20 protein-coding genes and 1 pseudogene are annotated in these 21,110 nt (G+C 63.6%); 8 read left to right on the top strand and 13 right to left on the bottom strand.

The window, feature by feature from the left end; all coding sequences use genetic code 11:
• Positions 1-4: 4 nt before the first annotated feature.
• From H143_RS0116515 to H143_RS0116505, 3 genes are read right to left on the bottom strand one after another with little or no spacing between them, the layout of a single operon-like run.
• Complete coding sequence (locus H143_RS0116515; protein ID WP_019939373.1) at positions 5-781, bottom strand: ABC transporter ATP-binding protein; 777 nt, start codon at positions 779-781, stop codon at positions 5-7.
• On the bottom strand, positions 781-1,569 hold the full coding sequence (locus H143_RS0116510; protein ID WP_019939372.1) for an ABC transporter permease: 789 nt from the start codon (positions 1,567-1,569) through the stop codon (positions 781-783). The genes H143_RS0116515 and H143_RS0116510 overlap by 1 nt, the downstream gene beginning before the upstream one ends.
• Entirely contained in the window at positions 1,566-2,528 is a 963-nt protein-coding gene (locus tag H143_RS0116505; protein WP_369751154.1) for an ABC transporter substrate-binding protein, read from the bottom strand. The genes H143_RS0116510 and H143_RS0116505 overlap by 4 nt, the downstream gene beginning before the upstream one ends.
• Positions 2,529-2,763: 235 nt before the next feature.
• On the opposite strand from H143_RS0116505, the gene mnmA reads away from it, so the two are divergent.
• A complete protein-coding gene (mnmA, locus tag H143_RS0116500) occupies positions 2,764-3,888 on the top strand; it encodes a tRNA 2-thiouridine(34) synthase MnmA (RefSeq protein WP_026350163.1) in 1,125 nt (374 codons plus the stop codon).
• 15 nt (positions 3,889-3,903) lie between these two features.
• Here the strand turns inward: mnmA and H143_RS0116495 are convergent, their stop codons facing one another.
• Positions 3,904-4,512 carry a glutathione S-transferase gene (locus tag H143_RS0116495; RefSeq protein WP_019939369.1) on the bottom strand — a complete coding sequence of 203 codons (609 nt, stop codon included), beginning with the start codon at positions 4,510-4,512 and terminating at the stop codon, positions 3,904-3,906.
• A gap of 176 nt (positions 4,513-4,688) precedes the next feature.
• On the opposite strand from H143_RS0116495, the gene purB reads away from it, so the two are divergent.
• Together purB and H143_RS0116485 are read left to right on the top strand one after the other, a co-directional pair.
• On the top strand, positions 4,689-6,065 hold the full coding sequence (gene purB, locus H143_RS0116490; protein ID WP_019939368.1) for an adenylosuccinate lyase: 1,377 nt from the start codon (positions 4,689-4,691) through the stop codon (positions 6,063-6,065).
• 35 nt (positions 6,066-6,100) lie between these two features.
• Complete coding sequence (locus H143_RS0116485) at positions 6,101-6,556, top strand: cytochrome c (RefSeq protein ID WP_019939367.1); 456 nt, start codon at positions 6,101-6,103, stop codon at positions 6,554-6,556.
• Positions 6,557-6,568: 12 nt separating this feature from the next.
• On the opposite strand, the gene H143_RS0116480 is transcribed toward H143_RS0116485, so the two are convergent.
• From H143_RS0116480 to H143_RS0116470, 3 genes are read right to left on the bottom strand one after another with little or no spacing between them, the layout of a single operon-like run.
• Entirely contained in the window at positions 6,569-7,303 is a 735-nt protein-coding gene (locus H143_RS0116480; protein ID WP_019939366.1) for a hypothetical protein, read from the bottom strand.
• A complete protein-coding gene (locus tag H143_RS0116475; protein ID WP_019939365.1) occupies positions 7,300-8,241 on the bottom strand; it encodes an ornithine cyclodeaminase family protein in 942 nt (313 codons plus the stop codon). The genes H143_RS0116480 and H143_RS0116475 overlap by 4 nt, the downstream gene beginning before the upstream one ends.
• Positions 8,242-8,292: 51 nt before the next feature.
• The gene (locus tag H143_RS0116470) at positions 8,293-8,964 is read right to left on the bottom strand and encodes a cytochrome b/b6 domain-containing protein (RefSeq protein ID WP_019939364.1); all 672 of its coding nucleotides are present in this window, start codon (positions 8,962-8,964) and stop codon (positions 8,293-8,295) included.
• A gap of 123 nt (positions 8,965-9,087) precedes the next feature.
• Here H143_RS0116470 and H143_RS0116465 point away from each other — a divergent pair, with 123 nt between their 5' ends.
• The gene (locus H143_RS0116465) at positions 9,088-10,137 is read left to right on the top strand and encodes an AI-2E family transporter (protein ID WP_019939363.1); all 1,050 of its coding nucleotides are present in this window, start codon (positions 9,088-9,090) and stop codon (positions 10,135-10,137) included.
• Between the two features lie 41 nt (positions 10,138-10,178).
• On the opposite strand, the gene H143_RS22160 is transcribed toward H143_RS0116465, so the two are convergent.
• The 6 genes and pseudogenes from H143_RS22160 to H143_RS0116430 form a co-directional block, all read right to left on the bottom strand.
• Positions 10,179-10,936 (bottom strand): IS5 family transposase gene (locus H143_RS22160; RefSeq protein ID WP_196801278.1). Its coding sequence is split into 2 segments (ribosomal slippage): positions 10,179-10,615 and positions 10,615-10,936, totalling 759 coding nucleotides; the frame shifts between segments, so codons are not numbered across the junction.
• Positions 10,937-10,994: 58 nt separating this feature from the next.
• Positions 10,995-11,286 (bottom strand): annotated as a pseudogene (locus H143_RS21440) (YnfA family protein).
• Positions 11,287-11,325: 39 nt separating this feature from the next.
• Positions 11,326-12,390, bottom strand: coding sequence for an OmpA family protein (locus H143_RS20940; protein ID WP_019939362.1), 1,065 nt, complete (start codon positions 12,388-12,390; stop codon positions 11,326-11,328).
• Positions 12,387-13,232: a motility protein A gene (locus H143_RS0116440; protein ID WP_019939361.1), complete on the bottom strand. Its 846-nt coding sequence runs from the start codon at positions 13,230-13,232 to the stop codon at positions 12,387-12,389. Before H143_RS0116440 ends, H143_RS20940 begins: the two co-directional genes overlap by 4 nt.
• A 161-nt stretch (positions 13,233-13,393) precedes the next feature.
• Complete coding sequence (locus H143_RS0116435; RefSeq protein ID WP_019939360.1) at positions 13,394-14,965, bottom strand: benzoate-CoA ligase family protein; 1,572 nt, start codon at positions 14,963-14,965, stop codon at positions 13,394-13,396.
• A gap of 22 nt (positions 14,966-14,987) precedes the next feature.
• Positions 14,988-15,458, bottom strand: coding sequence for a DUF4863 family protein (locus tag H143_RS0116430; protein WP_026350162.1), 471 nt, complete (start codon positions 15,456-15,458; stop codon positions 14,988-14,990).
• Positions 15,459-15,620: 162 nt separating this feature from the next.
• Between H143_RS0116430 and H143_RS0116425 the strand changes: the two genes are divergently transcribed.
• From H143_RS0116425 to boxA, 4 genes are all read left to right on the top strand, one after another.
• Positions 15,621-16,526, top strand: a complete 906-nt coding sequence (locus tag H143_RS0116425) for a helix-turn-helix transcriptional regulator (RefSeq protein ID WP_019939358.1) — start codon at positions 15,621-15,623, stop codon at positions 16,524-16,526.
• A gap of 97 nt (positions 16,527-16,623) precedes the next feature.
• Complete coding sequence (boxC, locus tag H143_RS0116420) at positions 16,624-18,285, top strand: 2,3-epoxybenzoyl-CoA dihydrolase (RefSeq protein ID WP_019939357.1); 1,662 nt, start codon at positions 16,624-16,626, stop codon at positions 18,283-18,285.
• Positions 18,286-18,365: 80 nt separating this feature from the next.
• On the top strand, positions 18,366-19,793 hold the full coding sequence (boxB, locus tag H143_RS0116415; protein ID WP_019939356.1) for a benzoyl-CoA 2,3-epoxidase subunit BoxB: 1,428 nt from the start codon (positions 18,366-18,368) through the stop codon (positions 19,791-19,793).
• 72 nt (positions 19,794-19,865) lie between these two features.
• Positions 19,866-21,101 carry a benzoyl-CoA 2,3-epoxidase subunit BoxA gene (boxA, locus tag H143_RS0116410; protein WP_019939355.1) on the top strand — a complete coding sequence of 412 codons (1,236 nt, stop codon included), beginning with the start codon at positions 19,866-19,868 and terminating at the stop codon, positions 21,099-21,101.
• The last annotated feature ends 9 nt before the right edge of the window (positions 21,102-21,110 follow it).

Raw genomic sequence — 21,110 nt, 5'->3', positions numbered from 1 at the left:
CGGCTCAATGCGCCGCCGCCATCGCCTCTATGCGGATTTCCTCAGTCAGCCTGGCTTTGATGTCCATGAAATCGGGCGAGGTCTTGAGGGTATAGCTGCGCGGGTGCGGAAAGTCGACCGGAATGTCGGCTTTGATGCGGCCGGGGCGGGCACTGAACACCACCACGCGGCTGGCCATGAAGATGGCCTCATCGATGTCGTGGGTGACGAAGATCACGGTTTTTTGCGCCGACTCCCATATGCCCAGCAGCAGCTCCTGCATGAGCACGCGGGTTTGGTTGTCGAGCGCGCCGAAAGGCTCGTCCAGCAGCAGGATGCGCGGATCGTTGGCCAGCGCGCGGGCGATGGCGGTGCGCTGCTGCATGCCGCCCGAGAGCTGCTTGGGATAGTGCTGTTCGAAGCCGCGCAGGCCCACCTTGGCGATGAAGTCGTCGCTGCGCTCTTTCTGCTCGGCCGGACCCAGGCCGCGCTCGCGCAGGCCGAAGCGGATGTTTTCCTCGATGGTCAGCCAGGGAAACAGGGTATAGCTTTGGAACACCATGCCGCGGTCGGCACCGGGGCCTTCAACGGGTTTGCTATCGAGCAGCACCCTGCCGGTACTGGGAAAATCCAGGCCGGCGACGATGCGCAGCAGCGTGGACTTGCCGCAGCCCGAAGGCCCCAGGATCGTGACGAAATCGTTTTCCGTCACAATCAGATCGATGGGTTGCAGGGCCTGCGTGGCCTGGCCTCGCTTGCTTTCGAATACGCGGGTGACGTTCTGCACGGACAGCAGGTTCATCAGAGATTGCTCCAGGCGAAGATGCGACGGTTGACCGCCTTGAAGACGAAGTCGGAAATCAATCCGATGATGCCGATGGTGATAATGCCGAAGATAATCTGCCCGGTGTTCACCAGGATCTGGCTCTGCACGATCATGTGGCCGATGCCGGTGGAAGCGCCGATCAGTTCGGCAACGATGACGTATGTCCAGGCCCAGCCCAGCACCAGCCGCAGGATCTCGGCGATGCCGGGGGCGGCGCCGGGCAGCAGCACGCGGCGCACCACACCGCGATAGCTGGCCCCCAGCGTGTAGGCGGCCTCAACCAGGTCGCGCCGCGCGCCGCCGACCGTCACGGCCACCATCAGCACGATCTGGAAGAACGAACCGATGAAGATCACCAGCAGCTTCTGCACCTCGCCGATGCCGGCCCAGAGAATGAGCAGCGGAATGAAGGCCGAGGCGGGCAGGTAGCGGCAGAACGAGACGAAGGGTTCGAAGAAGGCTTCGATGCGTTTGTATGCGCCCATGACGATGCCCAGCGGCACGCCGACCGCGCTCGCTAGCGCGAACCCGCCCAGCACGCGCCAGACGGTCATGCCGATATCGGTGAGGAAGTTATATTGGGCGAACAGGTTCCAGCCTTGTCGCAGCATGGTGAGCGGATCGGCCAGGAACAGGGGCGGGACCAGGCCGCCATAGGTGATGGCGGCCCAGGCAGCGATGAAAAGAGCGAAGAAGGCGGCGCCCAGAACCCAGCGCTCGCCCGAGCCGACGGGCTCGAGCGGTGCGAGTGCGCGACGCTTCACTTGATGTAGCTCGCGTCGTAGAGGGCCGCGTAGTTGTCGGGCAACTTGCGGATGACGCCGGCTTCCTTGAGGATCACGGACGCTTCCTTCATGAAGGGCACGATCTGGCTGGCGAAGAACTTTTCGTTGTCCGCGCGGTTGGCCCAGCGCAGCAGGGAGGCCGATTCCTTGAATTGCTGGGCCGTCTGCTTGGATGCCGCGCCCATGATCGTGTAGGCCTGGTCGGGATCCTTGGTGATCATGTCCAGCGCGTCGAAGTAAGAGTCGGTCAGCGCCTTGGCCGTCTTGGGGTTGGCCTTGAGCCACTTGGGCGAGCAGCCGACCGTGTCCATGATCATGGGGTAGTCGAGGGTGGTGGCCAGGATGTGGCCGACCTGGGGCTTGTCGCGCACAGACGAGAGGTAGGGTTCGTAGGTCGAGGCCGCATCGTTGCTGCCGGCGATGAAGGCCTGTGCGGCGGCATCGGGTTCGAGTGTGACCACATTGATATCTTTCATGGACATGTGGTTCTTGTTCAGCACCCATGCCACCAGGAAGTACGGCGAGGTGCCGGGCGCGCTGACGGCCACGCTCTTGCCTTTCAGGTCGGCAATGCTCTTGATGCCGTTGCGCGCCACGATGCCGTCCGCGCCATAGGACTTGTCCATTTGGAAGATCTGCGTGATGGGCACGCCGTTGGTGTTCCAGGCCACATGCGTTTCGACGGTGGTCGCGGCGCATTCGATCGAACCCGAGGCCAGCGCCAGGTTGCGCGATGACTGCGGGATCATCTTCAGGTCGACTTCGATGCCGTGCTTCTTGAAGATGCCTGCCTTGTCGGCCAGGATCAGCGGCGCAAAGCCGGTCCAGCCCGAAATGCCCAGGGCCAGCCTGGTGTTTTCGGCGGCCATGGCCGGTGTGGCGATGCCGGCGCTCACTGCGGCGGCGACGGCTAGTCTTCCGAATGATCGAATCATCATGACGTGTCCTGTAGGGGGAGGAGATCCAACGCCTCATGGCGCCAGTCGCGGCTATTTTCGCCACATTATTCTCAACCTGTCTATACAATCCAGGCGGCGCTGGGCTAGGACTAACCCTGGGCTGCCGCGATCGGGGCGTCGGCCTTGTGCTTTCGCCGTCCATGCAAAGTCCGGGAAAATCGTCGTGGTCGCGGCTGGCGGGCATTCAGGACCATAGCGTTAAAATGTGGCCATCATGTCAGCTATTTCAGCAAAAAAGGCCCCCAAGGGCCGCGTCGTCGTCGGCATGTCGGGCGGCGTCGATTCCTCGGTCACTGCCTGGCTGCTCAAGCAGCAGGGCTACGAAGTCGTCGGCCTGTTCATGAAGAACTGGGAAGACGACGATGACTCCGAATACTGTTCCACCCGCCAGGACTTGCTGGACGCGGCCAGCGTGGCTGATCGTGTGGGCGTGGAGTTCGAATACGTCAATTTCGCCACCGAATACAAGGACCGCGTCTTCGCCGACTTCCTGCGCGAGTACTCGGCGGGGCGCACGCCCAACCCCGACGTGCTGTGCAATGCCGAGATCAAGTTCAAGGCCTTTCTGGACCACGCCATGTCGCTCGGTGCCGAGCATATCGCCACCGGTCACTACGCACGCGTGCGTCGCGCCGACGGTGCGTCGGGTTCCGAATACCAGTTGCTCAAGGCGCTGGACGGCACCAAGGACCAAAGCTATTTCCTGCACCGCCTGAACCAGGCGCAATTGGCGCGCACCCTATTTCCCCTGGGAGAAATACCCAAGACCGAAGTGCGTCGCATCGCCCATGAGATCGGGCTTCACAACGCCGCAAAGAAAGACTCGACCGGCATCTGCTTTATCGGAGAGCGGCCGTTTCGCGAATTCCTCGGGCGCTACCTGCCCACTGCGCCCGGCCCCATCCTCACGCCCGAAGGCCAGAAGGTCGGCACGCACCACGGCCTGTCGTTCTATACCCTGGGCCAGCGCAAGGGCCTGGGCGTGGGCGGGGTCAAAGGCAGGCAGAACGAGGACGGCACCGCGCAGGCCTGGTATGTCGCCCGCAAGGACCTGGACAAGAACATACTTTACGTGGTGCAGGGCCACGACCATCCCTGGCTGTTGTCCGACGCGCTTCTGGCCCAAGACGCCAGCTGGGTGGCAGGCCGTCCGCCCGAGGCGGGCGCTTATGGCGCCAAGACGCGTTATCGCCAAGCCGATGCCGCTTGCGCATTGTCCGCCGCGCAAGGCGCGCAATTCATGTTGCAGTTCGATCAACAGCAATGGGCCGTTACGCCAGGGCAATCGGCCGTGCTTTATGACGGCGACGTGTGCCTGGGGGGCGGAATGATTGCTTGATTTTGTTGCGTGGCGTCAGATCACCGGCACCGTATCGACGAACGACTGGCGTACCGCCAGCTTGTCGAACAGCCGGGCCAGGTTGGTCTGGGAAGTCCGCCAGTCCAGATCAGGGAAGCGCAGGTCCAGATAGCCCAGCGCGCAGCCGACAGCGATATCGGCCAGCGTGTAGTTGATTCCCATGCAGTACGGATTTTCGCCCAGGCTCTTGTTCATGGCATCGATGCTGGCATGGATTTTGCCGTAATGCCGTTCAATCCATTCGGCGCTCTGCTGGGCCGCGGGACGCATGCGTTCTCTGACGATCATGATGCTGGCGTCCAACAGACCGTCGGCGATGGCCTCCCAGCACTTGACCGCGGCGCGCTCGCGGCCGGATTGCGGCAGCAGGCGCGCGACGGGAGAGAGCGTGTCGAGATATTCGACGATGACGCGCGAGTCGAACAGGGCGCCGCCGTCTTCCATCACCAGGCATGGCACCTTGCCCAGCGGGTTGTACTTCTGGATTTTCGTGTCGGGCGACCAGACGTTTTCGATTTCCACCTGATAGTCCAGCTTTTTTTCGGCCATGACGATCCGAACTTTGCGGACGTAAGGACTGGTAAGCGAGCCGATCAGTTTCATGAGTGACAGAATGCGAAGTCGAAAATACGAAGTCAGAAAGCGGGCGAAGTATAGCAGGGGGGCCTCTATTCCTGTATCAATTTGGTCGCAGGTGGGTCCGGGGCGATGCGCCATTGCGACAGTCAGGGCGGGTGGGGGTGGTAAAATTTCGCGCTTATTTTCTTAGCGAATCCGCCATGCAAATCGCCCAAGCGCTCACCGAACTCAATGCCCTGTCGCCGCTGGACGGCCGTTATGCGGCCCGGGGCAGTGCCCTGCGCGGCTTGCTGTCCGAAGCAGGCTTCATGGCGCACCGCGTCGAAGTCGAAGTGGCCTGGCTGATCGCCCTGTCGGACGCAGGCCTGCCCGAGCTGGCCCCCTTCAGCGAGGGCGCGCGCGAACGCCTGGACGCGCTGGTCGCGGCCTTCTCGGAAGACGATGCGCAGCGCATCAAGGAGATCGAGCGCGTCACCAACCATGACGTCAAGGCCGTCGAATACTGGATGAAGGAAAAAGTGATGGGCGACGAAGAACTTTCGCGCGCCGCCGAATTCATCCACTTTGCCTGCACCTCGGAAGACATCAACAACACCTCGCATGCGCTGATGCTCGTGCGCGCGCGCGAACAGGTGCTGCTGCCGCGTCTGCGCAAGCTGGCTGCCAAGCTCGCCGAAATGGCCGTGGTCCACTCGGCCCAGCCCATGCTGTCGCGCACCCATGGTCAGCCCGCCAGTCCAACCACGCTGGGCAAGGAAATGGCTAACGTGGCCGAGCGCCTGACGCGCGCCATCGCCGCCATCGAGGCGGTCGAGCCCCTGGCCAAGATGAACGGCGCCACCGGCAACTACAACGCGCACATGTCGGCCTATCCCGAAGTGGACTGGCCCCAGTTCAGCCGCAAGGTCCTGGCCGGTTTGGGTTTGACGCAAAACCGCCACACCATCCAGATCGAACCGCACGACTGGATGGCGGCGCTGTTCGATGCGGTCGCGCGCGCCAATGTCATTCTTCTCGACCTGGACCGCGATATCTGGGGTTACGTGTCGCTGGGTTATTTCAAGCAGCGCTTAAAGGAAGGCGAAGTGGGTTCGTCCACCATGCCCCACAAGGTCAACCCCATCGACTTCGAAAACTCCGAGGGCAACCTGGGCCTGGCCAATGCCGTGCTGCGCCATCTGGCTGAAAAGTTGCCGGTGTCGCGCTGGCAGCGCGACCTGACCGATTCGACCGTGCTGCGCAATCTGGGCGTGGGTTTCGGCTACAGCCTGGTGGCCTGGGACTCCTGCCTGCGTGGCCTGGACAAGCTGGAGGTCAACACCGCTGCCATCGACGCCGATATCGACGCTTGCTGGGAGGTGCTGGCCGAGCCGGTTCAGACGGTCATGCGCCGCTATGGCCTGCCGCAGCCCTACGAACAATTGAAGGCTTTGACGCGCGGCAAGGGCATCAACCAGGAAGGCCTGCGCGAATTCATCACCGGCCTGGCCTTGCCTGAGGACGCCAGGCAGCGCCTGCTGGCCATGACGCCGCGTTCCTACGTTGGTCTGGCGGTGGAGCTGGCCCGCGCGGTATAGTGTTCGAACTGCCTGCAGCGCCAAGGAGATTGCTCATGCGAGAATTTGCGGCCGTTATCGGCTCCACCCTGATTCTGAGCCTGGCGGCGCTTGCCGCCGCCCCGGCTCATGCGCAGTTCGCCAGACCGCAGGATGCGGTCAAGTATCGCCAGTCGGCGATGACGCTGATGGCGGCACATTTTGGCCGCCTGGCCGCAGTGGCGCGTGGCGCCGCTCCCAACGATCCGGCGCAGGTGAAGGAAAACGCCCATGTGCTGCAGATGCTCGCTTCGCTGCCTTGGTCGGCCTATGGGCCGGGCATGCAAGGCGGTGACAGCAAGTCAAATATCTGGAGCAATCCGGCGGACTTCAAGCATAAGCGTGAAGTCCTGCAAACCCATATTGCGGCCTTGTCGGCCGCGGCGGATGCGGGCGATATCGCCAAATTGCGTGCAGCGGTGGGAGCAGTGGGGGCAAGCTGCAAGGCCTGCCACGACGCCTATCGCAAATAGCGGTGCGCGGCGTCAGTGCTGCACGCTGCGTTGCCCCTGGGCATCGTAGTCGCCAGGCTTTATCGTCATCGGGTCGACGATGCGGCATTGCGCGTTGCGGATCTCGTCCGTTTTGCTCAAGGGCGTCACCTGCCACGAACGGGTGAAGCTGGCGCCAGCCAGCCACCAGGTTTTTTCCGCCACGCATTCCATCAACGTGCATTGGCCGGGCGCAGCCAAGCCCGGAAATGCGCAATGGGCGCTGGGTCCGCCTACCCAGGTCAGGCTGTAGGTGGTTCGCGTTCCCCATAGCTTGCGCCCACCCTCGCTGCTGAACGCCAGGAGCTGGCTCCGCGGGACGCCGTAAGTCTGGCCTTGGGCAGTATCCTTGCCGTAGTGCGCAAAGAACTCGAACGGATGCCGGAACCCGAACAGCAGTATCGCCGCAGCCACCAGCAGCCAGACCAGGCCGGCTAGCGGCCAGGCCAGCAGATCGCGACCATATCCCAGCGGGCGTATGGCTATCGTCGCGACGCCGCTTGCCACTGCCAGCGCGCCCAACAGTAGCGCCAGATGCGCAACCGTCCAGTGCGCGGTCCGCAGGTATTGACCGATATGCGGCTTGAACGCGCAGAGAATTGCCGCCAAGGCGAACAGGGACGTAATCAGCGCGCACGCAATGAAGGCGGCCGACATCGGCTCCTTGAGCGGCTCCGTCTCGTCCAAGGCTTGGTCGCCGTCCGAGGTTTCGTCGTAGTCCGGTTTCATCGCGATCCCGACTCCGTGGCTAGGCAAGCCGCGGCAAGATCTTCGAGCGCGTTGCCCACAGCCTTGAACACCGTGATTTCTTCGGCACGTTGCCTGCCGGCGTGCTGACCCCGGCAAAGCTGGACCAACTGCGCGCGTATCGATTCTTTGCGCAGGACGCCTGCCTTGACCGGTTCGAGCAGATCGCCCGCCTTGAGCAATGCTTCGTCGGTGTCGACGAAAACCGAGGTGCCGACATAGCAGTCATTGTCGCTTTCGCGCATCGTGGGCTTGAAGCTGCCGATCAGGTCCAGGTGCGTGCCGGGACGCAGCCATTTGCCTCGGATCAGGGGGGCCGTCGACAGCGTCGCGCAGGAGACGATGTCGGCCTGTGCGACGGCGGTTTCGAGATTCGCGGTGGGTTCAGCGTCGTATCCGTCGAGCTTGAGCTGCGCGGCAAGCCGACGGGCGCTCTCCTGGCGGACATTCCAGATCAGGACGCGTCTGATGGGACGCACCGCGCTATAGGCTTGGGGAATCACCGCCGCGACCCGGCCGGTTCCCACCAGCAGCAGCGTCGATGCGTCGGGGCGGCTCAGGTATTGCGCCGCCAACGCCGAGGCGGCGGCCGTACGCCGGGATGTAATGGTGTCGCCGTCGAGCATGGCCAGGGGAACTCCGGTCTGCGCGTCCAACAGCAGGTAGGTCGAATGCAGGCCCGGCAGCCCGCGATCACGATTGCCGGGGTAGATCGACACGGTCTTCAGGCCGAGCTTGCGGCCAGGTTGCCAGGCGGGCATGAGCAGTAAGGTGCCGCTCGATCCGGGATCGCCGTTGTCGATGGTGTGCGCATGGCGCAAGGGAACTTCGCAGCCTTCCCGGAACATGGACCGTAGCGCTTCGATCAGGCCGGGCATGGGTAGGCGTTTCGAGGTCTCGTTCTGGTCGATTATCTGCATAAGCTGGAAAAAGAAATGCCGCTGGGCCGACCGCGGGCTACCCGAGAAAAATCATGAGCCCAGCGATCGTATCCAAAGCACGAAGGCCGCCACGCCGACAGCCAGAGCCAGCGCCCGCAACCGCACGCCGGCGCCGTCGGCGCTGGGGGGGGTACCTGCCGGCAGATGGTCGACAGGCTTGTCGCCCGCGATCATGGCGCGCACCAGGGGTTCTTTGCGGACCAGGGTGTGCCAGGCCACGGCCAGCAGGTGCAGGATCACCAGCGCGAGGATGATCCATTGGTTGGCCCTGTGCAGCGAGGTCAGGAAGTCGGCTGTCGATTCGGATACGGTGTTGTAGAGCGGGCCTTGGACCATGATGTCGTCGGAAGAAAAAAGACCCAGCACGGCCTGTACGCCCACATCGACCAGCATGGCCATCACCGACAGGGCGCCCAGTGGGTTGTGTCCGGCGCTCTTGGCCGTGCCGGCTGCCATGTCGCGCAGATAGGCCCATATCTGGCCAGGGCCTTTCACGAAGCCGCCAAAGCGGGCGTGGCGCGGGCCTATGAAGCCCCATATCACGCGAAAGATCACCAGACCCAGGGCAGTCAGGCCGAAGCGCACGTGCCAGTCCATATACAGTCCTCCCAGCTTGGCGCTGACGTAGGCGCCGACGATGCAGGCGGCAAAGCACCAGTGGAAGACGCGGGTGGGCAGATCCCAGATACGCACGTTGGGCATGGCGGCGGGCGTTGGAGTTGGAGGGCTGCGAGCAATGTAGCATCAAGGCGCCTGTCCGAGTGCGTAAAGCAGGGCGCGGGAAGGGCGTAGCGGCTATGATCGACCTTCTCTGAGGAAAGGCGCATGAACCGGTCCACCCTGATGCACGACAAGAATTTCCATGCTTTGCTGGCCCTGGTGTCGGTGGCTTTTGGCTGGGTGCTGTGGCCGTTCTGGGGCGCAGTGTTCTGGGGAACGGTACTGGCGATCCTCTTTAGCCCGGTCCAGCGCCGGCTGGTAGTGCGCTTGCGCGGCCGGCGCAATCTGGCGGCGCTGCTGACCGTGTTGCTGGTGCTGCTGGTGGCGATCCTGCCGCTGGCCTTCATCGCCGGATCGTTGGTGAACGAGGGCGCGTTGCTCTATCAGAGCCTGCGCAGCGGCAGCCTGGATTTCGGTGCCTATGTCCAGCAGGTCCAGGCAGCGTTGCCGGGCTGGCTGCACGATGTCCTGGCCCATTTCGACCTCTACAATTTGGACAGTCTGCGCAACAAGCTGAGCCAGGGCGCCATGCAGGCTAGCCGTTTTCTGGCGACCAAGGCTTTCAGCATAGGCCAGGACACGTTTCAGTTCGTGATCAACCTGGGCATCATGCTGTACCTGCTGTTTTTCCTGCTGCGCGACGGGCCCGGGTTGTCCCGTCGCATGCTGCGCGCGATTCCTTTGAGCGACGAGCACAAGGAGCCGCTGATGCAGAAGTTCACCACCGTGGTGCGCGCCACCGTCAAGGGCAATGTGGCGGTGGCGGCCGCGCAGGGCGTGCTGGGTGGCTTCATCTTCTGGGCGCTGGGCATCCAGGGCGCGCTGCTGTGGGGCGTGGTGATGGGTTTCCTGTCGCTGCTGCCAGCGGTCGGCTCGGCCTTGGTGTGGGTGCCGGTTGCAGTCTATTTCTTGCTTACCGGCGCTTTGTGGCAGGGCATCGTATTGGTGCTGTTCTGCGTGCTGATAATTGGCATGGTGGACAACTTTCTTCGGCCCCTGCTGGTGGGTAAGGAAACCAAGCTTCCAGATTATGTGATCCTGATTTCGACTCTGGGCGGCATGGCGCTAGTGGGCCTGAATGGCTTCGTGATCGGCCCGCTGGTGGCGGCTTTGTTCATGGCCGCCTGGGACCTGTTCTCACCGCACGAGGATTGAGACGCGGCGGCAGTATCCGAGTTGTAGGCTAGGGTCTGTCATCAATTGAGCCAAATGACGGCAGCGGCGAGATGAATGGCGCCAAGGAACGCGGTGCGGGTTTTATCGTAGCGCGTGGCGATGGCGCGGTACTGCTTGAGGCGGGCGAAGAAGTTCTCGATCAGGTGACGCGCCTTGTACAAGTGCCGGTCATAGTCTCGCTGGTGCTTGCGTGTGCGTAGAGAGGGGATGACGACGGACTTTCCAGCGCGTAACAGGGGTTCGATCACGCGCTGCTGCGCGTCATAGGCTTTGTCGGCCATCACTGTTTCCCCTTGCGTATGCGGCAACAGGGCATCGGCCCCTTCCAAATCCGAGGCCTGCCCCGGCGTCAGGTGAAAACGCGTTGGGTTGCCCAGCGCATCGACCGTGGCATGAATCTTTGTGCTCAGCCCCCCTCGGCTGCGTCCGATGGCTTGCGCCTGAGCCCCCCTTTTCCGCCTGTGCCATGCTGGTGGGCTCGCACAATCGTGGCATCTATCATCGCGTACTCGTTGTCCGCATCCTGTGCCAGCGCCTCAAACACGCGCCGCCACACGCCGCTACGGCTCCAACGCATGTGCCTCAGATGCACGACGCGGAAATCCCCGAAGCGCTCCGGCAAATCCCGCCAGGGTATACCTGCGCGATAGCGATACAGCACCGCCTCTACGAATAGGCGATTGTCTCGCGCGGTCACGCCAGCATGGCCCGCTCGCCCAGGCAGCAAACCTTCAATCCGCTCCCACTGATCATCTCGCAATGCATATCGTCTCGACATACGGCCGAAGTTTGGAACGCCTGGCCTAAAATCTCAAGCCATCAATTGATGACAGCCCCTAGGCCGCGGGTTGCAGGCCGATCACTGCCATGCCGGCCAGAGCCAGGAACGCGCCGGTCCAGTCCCAGCGGGTCAGCGCCACGCCGTCGACCAGGCGCAGCCAGAGCCACAGCGATGTACATGCCGCCATAGGCCGCGTAGACGCGTCCTGCGGCGGCTGGGTGCAGGGTCAGCAGCCATGCGAACAGCGCCAGCGATACGGCCGAAGGCAGCAGCAAACCGTAGCTGCGGTGTTGGGTCAGCACCAGCCATGCCAGATAGCAGCCGCTGATTTCTGCCACGGCGGTCATGGCCTAGAGCAGCACGAGATTGAGTAGCGGCATGGTGGTTCAGCGTTGCGTCGGCGCAGCCACCGGCCTGGCGCCGGTAATCAGAATCCTGGCAGGTGGCTCGGGCACCGTCGGCTCGGCGGCTATGGCCGGCCGGGCAGCCGGCGGCGATGCCTCGGGTCGGGCGGCCACGGGTTCGTCGGGGTGATGCGGCTGGATCTGCAGTATCAATTCCACGCGCCGGTTGGCCGCGCGGCCTTCGGGCGTGGAATTTGACTCGATTGGCCGGGTGTCGGCGTAGCCCACGGCGCGCAAGCGCTTTTCGTTCACGCCATCGCGTACCAGCGCTCGCAGCACGCTGGTGGCGCGGCTGGTCGAAAGTTCCCAGTTCGAGGGGAATTGCCGGGTTTTGATGGGCTGATTGTCGCTGTGGCCCTCCACCGACACGGGATATTGGGTGCGGTTGATGACCACGGCCAGCTTCCTGAGCACGGCCAGGCCTTCTGGGTTGAGCGTGTCCTGGCCCGAAGGAAAGAGCAACTCGTTGCTGATGCGAAAACTGATCGATTGGCTGTTGATCAACACCTGCACGTCCTTGCCCAGATTCTCCAGGCCCAGGTCCTTGATGGAGGGCGCCTTCATGGGCGCGGCGGACGGCATGGCCGGCTGTTCGGAGCGCGGCAGCGGACCGACGTCGGCCGGGTTGGCGGGTGGCAGTTCCCCGGGCAGGGGTACCTTGGACCAACTGGCCGGAACCAGCGGTGTTTCGTCGAATTTGATCGGACCTGCGTAGGCCGGCAATCCATGGCTGTCGACCGAACCGACCAGGACTGCGGGCTTATCGACCGGCTTGTGCGTTTGCGGCAGTCGGGAAATGCCCAGCATCACCACCAGCATGGCCAGCAGCAAAGTGAGCATGTCCAGATAGGTCAGCAGCCAGTTGTCCGATTCGTGATCGACGAGATCGGGCACATGCCAGCGCGCGAAACGGTCGCTATCCAATAGGCTCTGGCGGGCGGGAGAGAAACTGCGCTGACGCGTGGCTTCGCGCTTGCGCTGATCTACCAGGTCCGCCAGCGAGGGGCGGCGGCGCTGCTGGATGATGGTCGCAGGGCCATCGCTCATGACCGGCCCGTCACCTTCACGGACGGGACGCGCTGGCGGCGCGCGCGCCTTACGACGGGCGCCGCGGGGCCGCCGTCGTCGATTTCGTCGTCGACATGCAGCATGAAGGAGTTCAGGGTCTCGCGCACCAGAGCCGGGCCGCGCCTCTCGCACATCATCGAGACGCCTTGCATGATCATATTCATCAGCACGACACGCTGCTCGGTGCGGCGCTCGAGCTTGACGGCAATGGGCTTGCAGATCAGATTAGACAGTAGCAGTCCGTAAAACGTGGCCATGAGCGCGATGCTCAGGTGATGGCCGATCAGGTCCATGCCGCCGGTGCCCAGCACGGTCATCAGACTGACCAGGCCTATCAGGGTGCCCAGCATGCCGAAGGCCGGCGCGAAGCTGGCCATGGTGCGGAACATCTGGGATTCTGCGTGTTCACGGGCGCGCAGCCGGGCGATGCGCCATTGCAGCAGCTCGATGATCTGATCTTCGGGTGTGTGGTTGATGATGAGCTGCACGCCGGTGCGCAGGAAGGGATTGGTCACCTTTTTGAGCGCTTCCTCGGCTTTGTGCACATCCTCGTTCATCCACATCTGGGCCAGGTTGCTCAGTTCGTCGATGTCGCGCTGGATAGGGAGCCTGTCGCTGCGGAATATGGCGCGCAGCAGGTGGGGGATGCGCAGCACTTCGCGCATGGGGTAGCTGATGAACAGGGCGGCCAGGGTGCCGCCGATCACGATGATCAGGCCCGGCAGGTTCAGATAGGCCCAGCTGTTGATGGCCGAGAACACCAGCACCAGGATGAGGGTGATCAGACCGAGGACCAAGCCGATGAGAGTGGAAAGATTCATGTGTGCGCTGCATGCCCCATGGAAATCGGCCCGATGGGGGATCGGGCCGCCTCGGCTCGCAGCCGAGTTAGGGATATCCTAGTGGAATTCTAGCCAGCGCCGCGCCAAGGCAATCGGAGATAAAGGGGGTGAAAGATCAGGGTTTTGCAAGAAAAATTTTGTCAAACCTTCGCGGGCTCGGCGGCGCCTTCCCTTTGCCTCAGCCGGAAACGCTGTATTTTCCCTGTCGCGGTCTTGGGAAGTTCCTCGATAAAGTCGATTTCCCGGGGGTATTTGAACGGCGCGAGCCGGGTCTTGACGTAGGCCTGCAGCGACGCGCAGGTGGCGGACCCGGCCTCGTTGCCGTCGCGCAGCACCACGAAGGCCTTGGTCTTGACCAGGCCGTCCTGGTCGGCCACGCCGATTACCGCGGCCTCGAGCACGGCCTCGTGCTGGATCAACACGTTCTCCACCTCCACCGGCGACACGTACTGGCCGCTGACCTTGATCATGTCGTCGCTGCGGCCGGCGTAGGTGTAATAGCCCTCGGCGTCGCACTGATATTTGTCGCCGCTCTTTAGCCAATCGCCCAGGAAGCACTGGCGGGTCTTCTCGCGGTTGTTCCAGTACATCAAGGCGGTGCTGGGGCCCTTGATGTACAGATCGCCGATGGTGCCCGGCGGCACCGGTTGACCCTGTTCGTCGCGCAGTTGAACCTCGTAGCCCGGCACGGGCTGGCCGGTGGTGCCGTAGCGCAGCGCGCCTGCGCGGTTGGAGATGAAGATGTGCAGCATCTCTGTCGAGCCGATGCCGTCGAGGATATCGCAGCCGAAGTGGCGCGTGTAGCGCTCGCCGATGTCGCGCGGTAGCGCTTCGCCGGCCGAGGTGCACACGCGCATCGCCACGTGTTCGCGCGGCGGTAGGTCGGGCGAAGCCAGCATGCTGGCGTAAAGTGTGGGCACGCCGTAGAACACGGTGGGGCGGTGTTCGGTCAGGCGCTTGAACACGGCCTGAGGCGTGGGGCGTTCGCCCATCAGCACCACGGTGGCGCCCACCGACAGCGGGAAGGTCAATCCGTTGCCCAGGCCATAGGCGAAGAACAGCTTGGCTGCCGAAAAAGCGATGTCGTCTTCGTGTATTCCCAGGACGGGTTTGCCATACAGCTCGGCCGTATACCAAAGGTTACCGTGGGTATGCACTACACCCTTGGGTTTGCCGGTGGAGCCGGAGGAGTAGAGCCAGAAGGCAATTTCGTCTGCCTGCGTGCGCGCCGCGGCCACGCAGGGCGCGGCCGCAAGCAGGGCTTCGAGTTCGGCCGCGCCGGTCGGCAGTGCTTGCACGGGTTGCGACACCACGACGTGGGCGACATCGTGCCCCCCATGCGCCAGCGCAGCCTGCAGCATCGGCAGCAGGCTGCCCGAGACGAATGCGGCACGCGCGCGGCTGTGCTGCAGCATATAGGCGTAGTCGTCGACCGACAGCAGGGTATTGACCGCCACCGGTACCACGCCCGCATGCAGCGCGCCCAGAAAGGCCACGGGCCAGTCCACCGTGTCGTGCTGCAGCAGCAGGACGCGTTCTTCACGGCGCAGGCCCAGGCCTTGCAGTAGCCCGGCAAAGCGCGCCACGCGCTCGGCCAATTCGCCATAGCTCAAGCGCCGGCTGTCGTCGATATAGGCCGTCTTTCCGGCGCGCGTGGCATTGAGTTCGGTCAGATGGCTGGCGAAATTGAGTTCGGCAGGGCAAGTGGTCATGAGGAGTCTTATCCGGGTTGATTCAATCACGGGTGAATTCGATGGCGCCTTGCGGCAGCAGATACAGCACGAGGGCGCGGCCCCCGTTTACCGTGGGGCTGTGCGCCGAGTCCGGGCCGTAGACCAGCCAGCCGGCGTCGTGGCCGTCGAATCGGGCCGGGCCGGCCAGCGGCATGATCAAGTCGATTTCCCCGTTCGGGTGCGCATGGTATGGGCCGGCCAGGTTGTCCATGTCCACCACGTCGACCGAGTAGCCGGCCAGATCCTCGGCCGGCTTGATGACGCGGCCGTAGCGGATGCCGGCGGCCTCGTGCTTGCACATCCAACCGGCCGCAACGGCGCTTTTGCAGGCTTCGAAAATGCCGCGGTAGACCGCACTGGTCGGACCGAATTCGCGGTTGAGCCGGTCCTGCAGTGCCAAGTTCAGGGCATGGCCGGCGATGCTGTCGGTGACTTCGCGCATCAGCCCGCGAAATTGCTCAGGCGTACTCATAATGTCTCCCTTACACTCTGGCCCGTTTCGCATGCGCGCTACGCCCGCTTGCCGGCCTTTATCTATTGTGTGGATGGAAAAATAATGCGCTTTTATGGACGGGTCAAGCAATATAATGCATGATGTGAAAAAATCCTTCCTACCTCAGGAGCGGGCACGACCATGAGCGAAGCGCTAGACCGGGTTTCTGCCCCGCCGCCGCGCGAAACGGTTTTTCTGGCAGCTCTGGGCGAGCGTGTGCGGCGCCTGCGAGCCATCCGCGGCATGACGCGCAAGGGCCTGGCGCAGGCCACCGGCGTGTCTGAGCGGCACTTGGCCAACCTCGAGCAGGGGGTGGGCAATGCCTCGATCCTGGTGCTGCTGCAGATCGCCCGGGCTTTCGGCTGCGCCCTGGCCGAGTTGGTGGGGGATGTCACAACCGGTTCGCCTGAGTGGCTGTTGATCCGCGATCTGCTCGATGGCCGCGGCGAAGATCAGTTGCAGCGCGCGCGCGAGGCGCTGACGCAGTTGTTCGGCGTTGGCGTCGAGCGCGCGGGGCGCATGCGCCGCATCGCGCTCATCGGCCTGCGCGGCGCGGGGAAATCCACGCTGGGCCAGATGCTGGCCGACGATCTGGACTATCCCTTCGTCGAGCTGAACCGCGAGATCGAGCGCGTGGCCGGGTGCGGACTTCTCGAGATCCACAATCTCTATGGCCCCAGCGCCTATCGTCGTTACGAGCGCCGTGCGCTCGAAGAGGCGATGCAGATCTACCCCGAAATGGTGCTGGCCACGCCGGGTGGTCTTGTGTCCGAGCCGGCCGCCTATAACCTGCTGCTCGAGCGCTGCTACACCATTTGGCTGCGCGCCACGCCCGAAGACCACATGGGTCGGGTCATGGCGCAGGGCGACTTCCGGCCCATGTCGGGCAATAACGAAGCGATGGCCGACCTCAAGCGCATTCTATCCGGCCGCGAGGCTTTCTATGCCAAGGCCGACCTCACCTGGAACACCAGCGGCAGGTCGCTGGATGAGAGTTTTGTCGGCCTGCGGGATCAGGTGCGCAAGGCGGCGGGCGCCTTGGTATAGAAAAAGATTGATTTCTGCATTTTAGTGCATTATTCTGTTGTTCATGAATTATTGTGCTTATTGAATATTTCGGTAAGCACCCTGAAGGAGACAGGCCATGAGCAGCACGACCCCCCAGGTGGACTTTCGCACCGACCCCCAGCAATACCGTCACTGGCGCCTGAGCTTCCAAGGCCCGGTCGCCACCCTGGCCATGGACGTGGCCGAAGACGCCGGCCTGCGCCCCGGCTACAAGCTCAAGCTCAATTCCTACGACCTGGGGGTGGACATCGAGTTGCACGACGCCTTGCAGCGCATCCGCTTCGAGCATCCCGAGGTGCGCACGGTTGTGCTGACCAGCATGAAGGAACGCATCTTCTGCTCGGGCGCTAATATCTTCATGCTGGGCCTGTCCTCGCACGCCTGGAAGGTGAACTTCTGCAAGTTCACCAACGAAACCCGCAACGGTATCGAAGACTCCAGCCGCCATAGCGGCCTGAAATTCATCGCGGCGGTCAACGGCGCCTGCGCCGGGGGCGGCTACGAGCTGGCGCTGGCCTGCGATGAAATCCTGCTCGTCGACGACCGCTCCTCGTCGGTGGCGCTGCCCGAAGTGCCGCTCCTGGGCGTGCTGCCCGGCACCGGCGGCCTGACCCGCGTGACCGACAAGCGCCGCGTGCGCCACGATCATGCCGATATCTTCTGCACTTTGGTCGAAGGCGTGCGCGGCGAGCGCGCCAAGGCCTGGCGCCTGGTCGACGAAGTGATCAAGCCCGCGCAGTTCGGCGCCGCCGTCCAGGCTCGCGCCCTTGAACTGGCCGCTGGCAGCGACCGTCCGGGCGAGGGCGCGAGCGGCATCGAACTGACACGCCTGGCGCGCACCGAAGATGCCGACGGCATCGCCTATCAATATGTGGACGTGCGCATCGACCGCGACAAGCGCCTGGCCACCTGGACGGTACGCGCGCCGCAAGCGCCGCTGCCGCAGGGCATCGAAGCCATCGTCGCCGCGGGCGCCTCCTGGTGGCCGCTGCAGGTGGCACGCGAACTGGACGACGCCATCCTGCACCTGCGCACCAACGAGCTGGAAATTGGCACTTGGGTCTTCAAGACCGAGGGCGATGCGCAGGCCGTGCTGGCCGCCGACGCCGACCTGCAGGCTCACGCCGGACACTGGTTCGTGCGCGAGACTGCGGGCATGCTGCGCCGTACGCTGGCGCGCCTGGACGTGACCTCGCGTTCGCTCTTGGCCTTCATCGAACCGGGGTCGTGTTTCGCCGGCACGCTATTCGAACTGGCTTTGGCTGCCGACCGCATCTATATGCTGGACGACGCCCAGGCCGAGTCGCCCGCGGCCATCGTGCTGGGCGAGCGCAATTTCGGCGCCTATCCCATGGTCAATGGCCAGAGCCGCCTGCAGCGGCGCTTCTACGACGAGGCTGGCCCGATGCAAGCCGTACGCAGCCGCATCGGCCAGGCCATCGAGCCGGGCGAGGCGCAGCGACTGGGCCTGGTCACCTTCACGCCCGATGAGATCGACTGGGAAGACGAACTGCGCATGGTGCTGGAAGAGCGCCGCGCGCTGTCGCCCGACGCGCTGACTGGTCTGGAGGCCAATCTGCGCTTCGGTCCTGGCGAAACCATGGAGACCCGCATCTTTGGCCGCCTCACGGCCTGGCAGAACTGGATTTTCAACCGTCCCAACGCGGCCGGCGAGAAGGGCGCTCTCAAGCTTTACGGCAAGGGAGAGCAGGCTGCTTTTGATTGGAACCGCGTCTGACCGCACCCGATTTCCGCGCACCGTCAACGACACACCGCGGGCCGGCCCGACACCGGTCCGATAGAACCAGGAGACACCTCATGTCCGGCATCAACTACAGCGAGAAGATCCCCAACAACGTCAACCTCTCCGGCGACCGCGCGCTGCAGCGCGCCCTCGAACATTGGCAGCCCAACTATCTGCAGTGGTGGCAGGACATGGGGCCCGACGGCTCGCACAATTTCGACGTCTATCTGCGCACCGCGGTCAGTGTCGAACCCGACGGCTGGGCGCATTTCGGCCACGTCAAGATGCCCGACTATCGCTGGGGCATCTTCCTCGCGCCGCAGGACGGCCAGCGCAAGATCCATTTTGGCGAGAACATGGGGCGCGAGGTATGGCAGGACGTGCCGGGCGAGCATCGCGCCAATCTGCGCCGCATCATCGTCACGCAGGGCGACACCGAACCGGCCTCGATCGAGCAGCAACGCCACCTGGGACTGACCGCGCCGTCGCAGTACGACCTGCGCAACCTGTTCCAGATCAACGTGGAAGAGGGCCGCCACCTGTGGGCCATGGTCTATCTGCTGCACCGCTACTTCGGTCGCGACGGTCGCGAAGAAGCCGACGCGCTGCTCGAACGCCGCTCGGGCGACACCGACAATCCGCGCATCCTGGGCGCCTTCAACGAGAGGACCCCCGACTGGCTCGCCTTCTACATGTTCACCTATTTCACCGACCGCGACGGCAAGTTCCAGTTGTGCGCGCTGGCCGAATCGGGCTTCGACCCGTTGGCCCGCACCACCAAATTCATGCTGACCGAAGAAGCGCATCACATGTTCGTGGGCGAATCGGGCGTGTCGCGCGTAATCCAGCGCACCTGCGAAGTGATGAACCAACTCAAGACCGACGACCCCGCCACGATACGCGCGGCCGGTGTGATCGATCTGCCCACCATTCAACGCTACCTGAACTTTCACTACAGTGTCACTATCGATCTGTTCGGCGCGGACCAATCGTCCAACGCCGCTATCTTCTACGGCGCTGGCTTGAAGGGACGCTTCGAAGAAGGCAAACGCACGGACGATCACCAGCTCAAGAACGACACCTACCGTGTGCTGCAGGTGCAGGACGCCAAATTGGTCGAGGTCGAGGTGCCCATGCTCAACGCGCTCAACGAAGTGCTGCGCGACGATTTCATCCGCGACTCGGTGGCCGGCGTGGGGCGCTGGAACAAGGTAATCGAGAAGGCGGGCATTCCCGTGCGGCTGACGGTGCCGCACAAAGCGTTCAACCGCCAGATCGGCACGCTCGCGGGCGTGCGCGTCTCGCCGCAGGGCGAGGTGCTGGGCGATGCGCAGTGGAAGGCCAACGTCGACCGTTGGCTGCCCACGCCGGAAGACCGCGCCTTCGTCGCCTCGCTCATGGGCCGCGTGGCCGAGCCCGGCAAGTTCGCCAACTGGATCGCGCCGCCGGTCATGGGCATCAACCGCAACCCCGTGCAGTTTGAATACGTCCGCTTCAACTGAGGTTCATAATCGGAAGGCGCCGGCTCACCCGCCGGCTTGCCAATAGGCCGATCCTGCGATGGAAGCAAAAAGATGAGTGCGCCCCTGCCCGCCGAAGTGTTGAAGCAGCATCTGATCGATCCCGAGATATGCATCCGCTGCAACACCTGCGAGGAAACCTGCCCGGTCGATGCGATTACGCACGACGGTCGCAACTACGTGGTGGACCCGGCCATCTGCAATGGCTGTATGGCCTGCATTCCGCCGTGTCCGACCGGTTCGATCGACAACTGGCGGCTGATGCCGCGCGAAGAGGCCTACAGCCTGCAAGACCAGTTCAGCTGGGACGAGCTGCCTCTCGAAAAGCCGTCGTCCACCGGGGGCGAGGCCGTCGCGGCGCCGCTCCAGAATTCGCGGGACGCCTCCGCGCGCGCGGCGCAAGCGCCGGCATTTACGGCACCTGGTTCGGTGCTGCCGCCGTGGTCGGCCGCGCATCCTTACGTGAACCTTTACGCGCCCAAGGCGCCCATCACTGCGACCGTAGTGGGCAACTATCGCGTCACTGATGCCCAGATGGGTAGCGATGTGCATCACATCGTGCTCGATTTCGGCAAGCTGTTCTTCCCCGTGCTGGAAGGGCAGTCGCTGGGCATCCTGCCGCCGGGCGCCGACGCGCAGGGCCGCGCGCATTTCGCGCGCCAGTATTCAATCGCCAGCCCGCGCGACGGCGAGCGTCCTGGCTACAACAACCTGTCCCTGACGGTCAAACGCGTCACCGAAGACTACGACGGCAAGCCCTTGAACGGCCTGTGCTCGAACTATCTGTGCGATCTGTCCAAGGGCGACACGGTGCAGGTCATCGGCCCGTTCGGCAACAGCTTTCTCATGCCCAACCACGCGCGCGCCAATCTGGTGATGATCTGCACAGGCACGGGTTCGGCGCCCATGCGCGCCATGACCGAGCATTGCCGCCGCCGCATTGCGCAGGACGTCAACGGCAAGCTCATGCTGTTCTTCGGCGCGCGTACAGAGCGCGAGCTACCGTATTTCGGTCCCTTGATGAAACTGCCCAGGGACTTCATCGACATCAATCTCGCGCTTTCACGCGAGCCGGATCAGCCCAAACGCTATGTGCAGGACGCGCTGCGCGAGCGCGCCACCGACGTGGCCGCGCTGCTGGCCGACGAAAACACCTACATCTACGTCTGCGGACTCAAGGGCATGGAAGAGGGGGTGCTGCTGGCCTTGCGCGAGGTCGTTGGCGCAGGTTGGGACGCCTTGCATGCCCAGTTGCGTGAGCAGGGGCGCCTGCACCTGGAGACCTATTAGTTTCGGGAT

The sequence above is a fragment of the Bordetella sp. FB-8 genome (assembly GCF_000382185.1).
Classification (GTDB): Bacteria; Pseudomonadota; Gammaproteobacteria; order Burkholderiales; family Burkholderiaceae_B; genus Bordetella.
The sequence above is the reverse complement of the archived record's forward strand: the minus strand, read 5'-3'. Positions and strand labels throughout refer to the sequence as shown.

Bases quoted from the DNA above. Each gene is read 5' to 3' on its own strand.
- H143_RS0116515 (WP_019939373.1), bottom strand. From the start codon at position 781: ATGAACCTGCTGTCCGTGCAGAACGTCACCCGCGTATTCGAAAGCAAG.
- H143_RS0116505 (WP_369751154.1), bottom strand. From the start codon at position 2,528: ATGATGATTCGATCATTCGGAAGACTAGCCGTCGCCGCCGCAGTGAGC.
- mnmA (WP_026350163.1), top strand. From the start codon at position 2,764: ATGTCAGCTATTTCAGCAAAAAAGGCCCCCAAGGGCCGCGTCGTCGTC.
- H143_RS0116495 (WP_019939369.1), bottom strand. From the start codon at position 4,512: ATGAAACTGATCGGCTCGCTTACCAGTCCTTACGTCCGCAAAGTTCGG.
- purB (WP_019939368.1), top strand. From the start codon at position 4,689: ATGCAAATCGCCCAAGCGCTCACCGAACTCAATGCCCTGTCGCCGCTG.
- H143_RS0116485 (WP_019939367.1), top strand. From the start codon at position 6,101: ATGCGAGAATTTGCGGCCGTTATCGGCTCCACCCTGATTCTGAGCCTG.
- H143_RS0116480 (WP_019939366.1), bottom strand. From the start codon at position 7,303: ATGAAACCGGACTACGACGAAACCTCGGACGGCGACCAAGCCTTGGAC.
- H143_RS0116475 (WP_019939365.1), bottom strand. From the start codon at position 8,241: ATGCAGATAATCGACCAGAACGAGACCTCGAAACGCCTACCCATGCCC.
- H143_RS0116470 (WP_019939364.1), bottom strand. From the start codon at position 8,964: ATGCCCAACGTGCGTATCTGGGATCTGCCCACCCGCGTCTTCCACTGG.
- H143_RS0116465 (WP_019939363.1), top strand. From the start codon at position 9,088: ATGAACCGGTCCACCCTGATGCACGACAAGAATTTCCATGCTTTGCTG.
- H143_RS20940 (WP_019939362.1), bottom strand. From the start codon at position 12,390: ATGAGCGATGGCCCTGCGACCATCATCCAGCAGCGCCGCCGCCCCTCG.
- H143_RS0116440 (WP_019939361.1), bottom strand. From the start codon at position 13,232: ATGAATCTTTCCACTCTCATCGGCTTGGTCCTCGGTCTGATCACCCTC.
- H143_RS0116435 (WP_019939360.1), bottom strand. From the start codon at position 14,965: ATGACCACTTGCCCTGCCGAACTCAATTTCGCCAGCCATCTGACCGAA.
- H143_RS0116430 (WP_026350162.1), bottom strand. From the start codon at position 15,458: ATGAGTACGCCTGAGCAATTTCGCGGGCTGATGCGCGAAGTCACCGAC.
- H143_RS0116425 (WP_019939358.1), top strand. From the start codon at position 15,621: ATGAGCGAAGCGCTAGACCGGGTTTCTGCCCCGCCGCCGCGCGAAACG.
- boxC (WP_019939357.1), top strand. From the start codon at position 16,624: ATGAGCAGCACGACCCCCCAGGTGGACTTTCGCACCGACCCCCAGCAA.
- boxB (WP_019939356.1), top strand. From the start codon at position 18,366: ATGTCCGGCATCAACTACAGCGAGAAGATCCCCAACAACGTCAACCTC.
- boxA (WP_019939355.1), top strand. From the start codon at position 19,866: ATGAGTGCGCCCCTGCCCGCCGAAGTGTTGAAGCAGCATCTGATCGAT.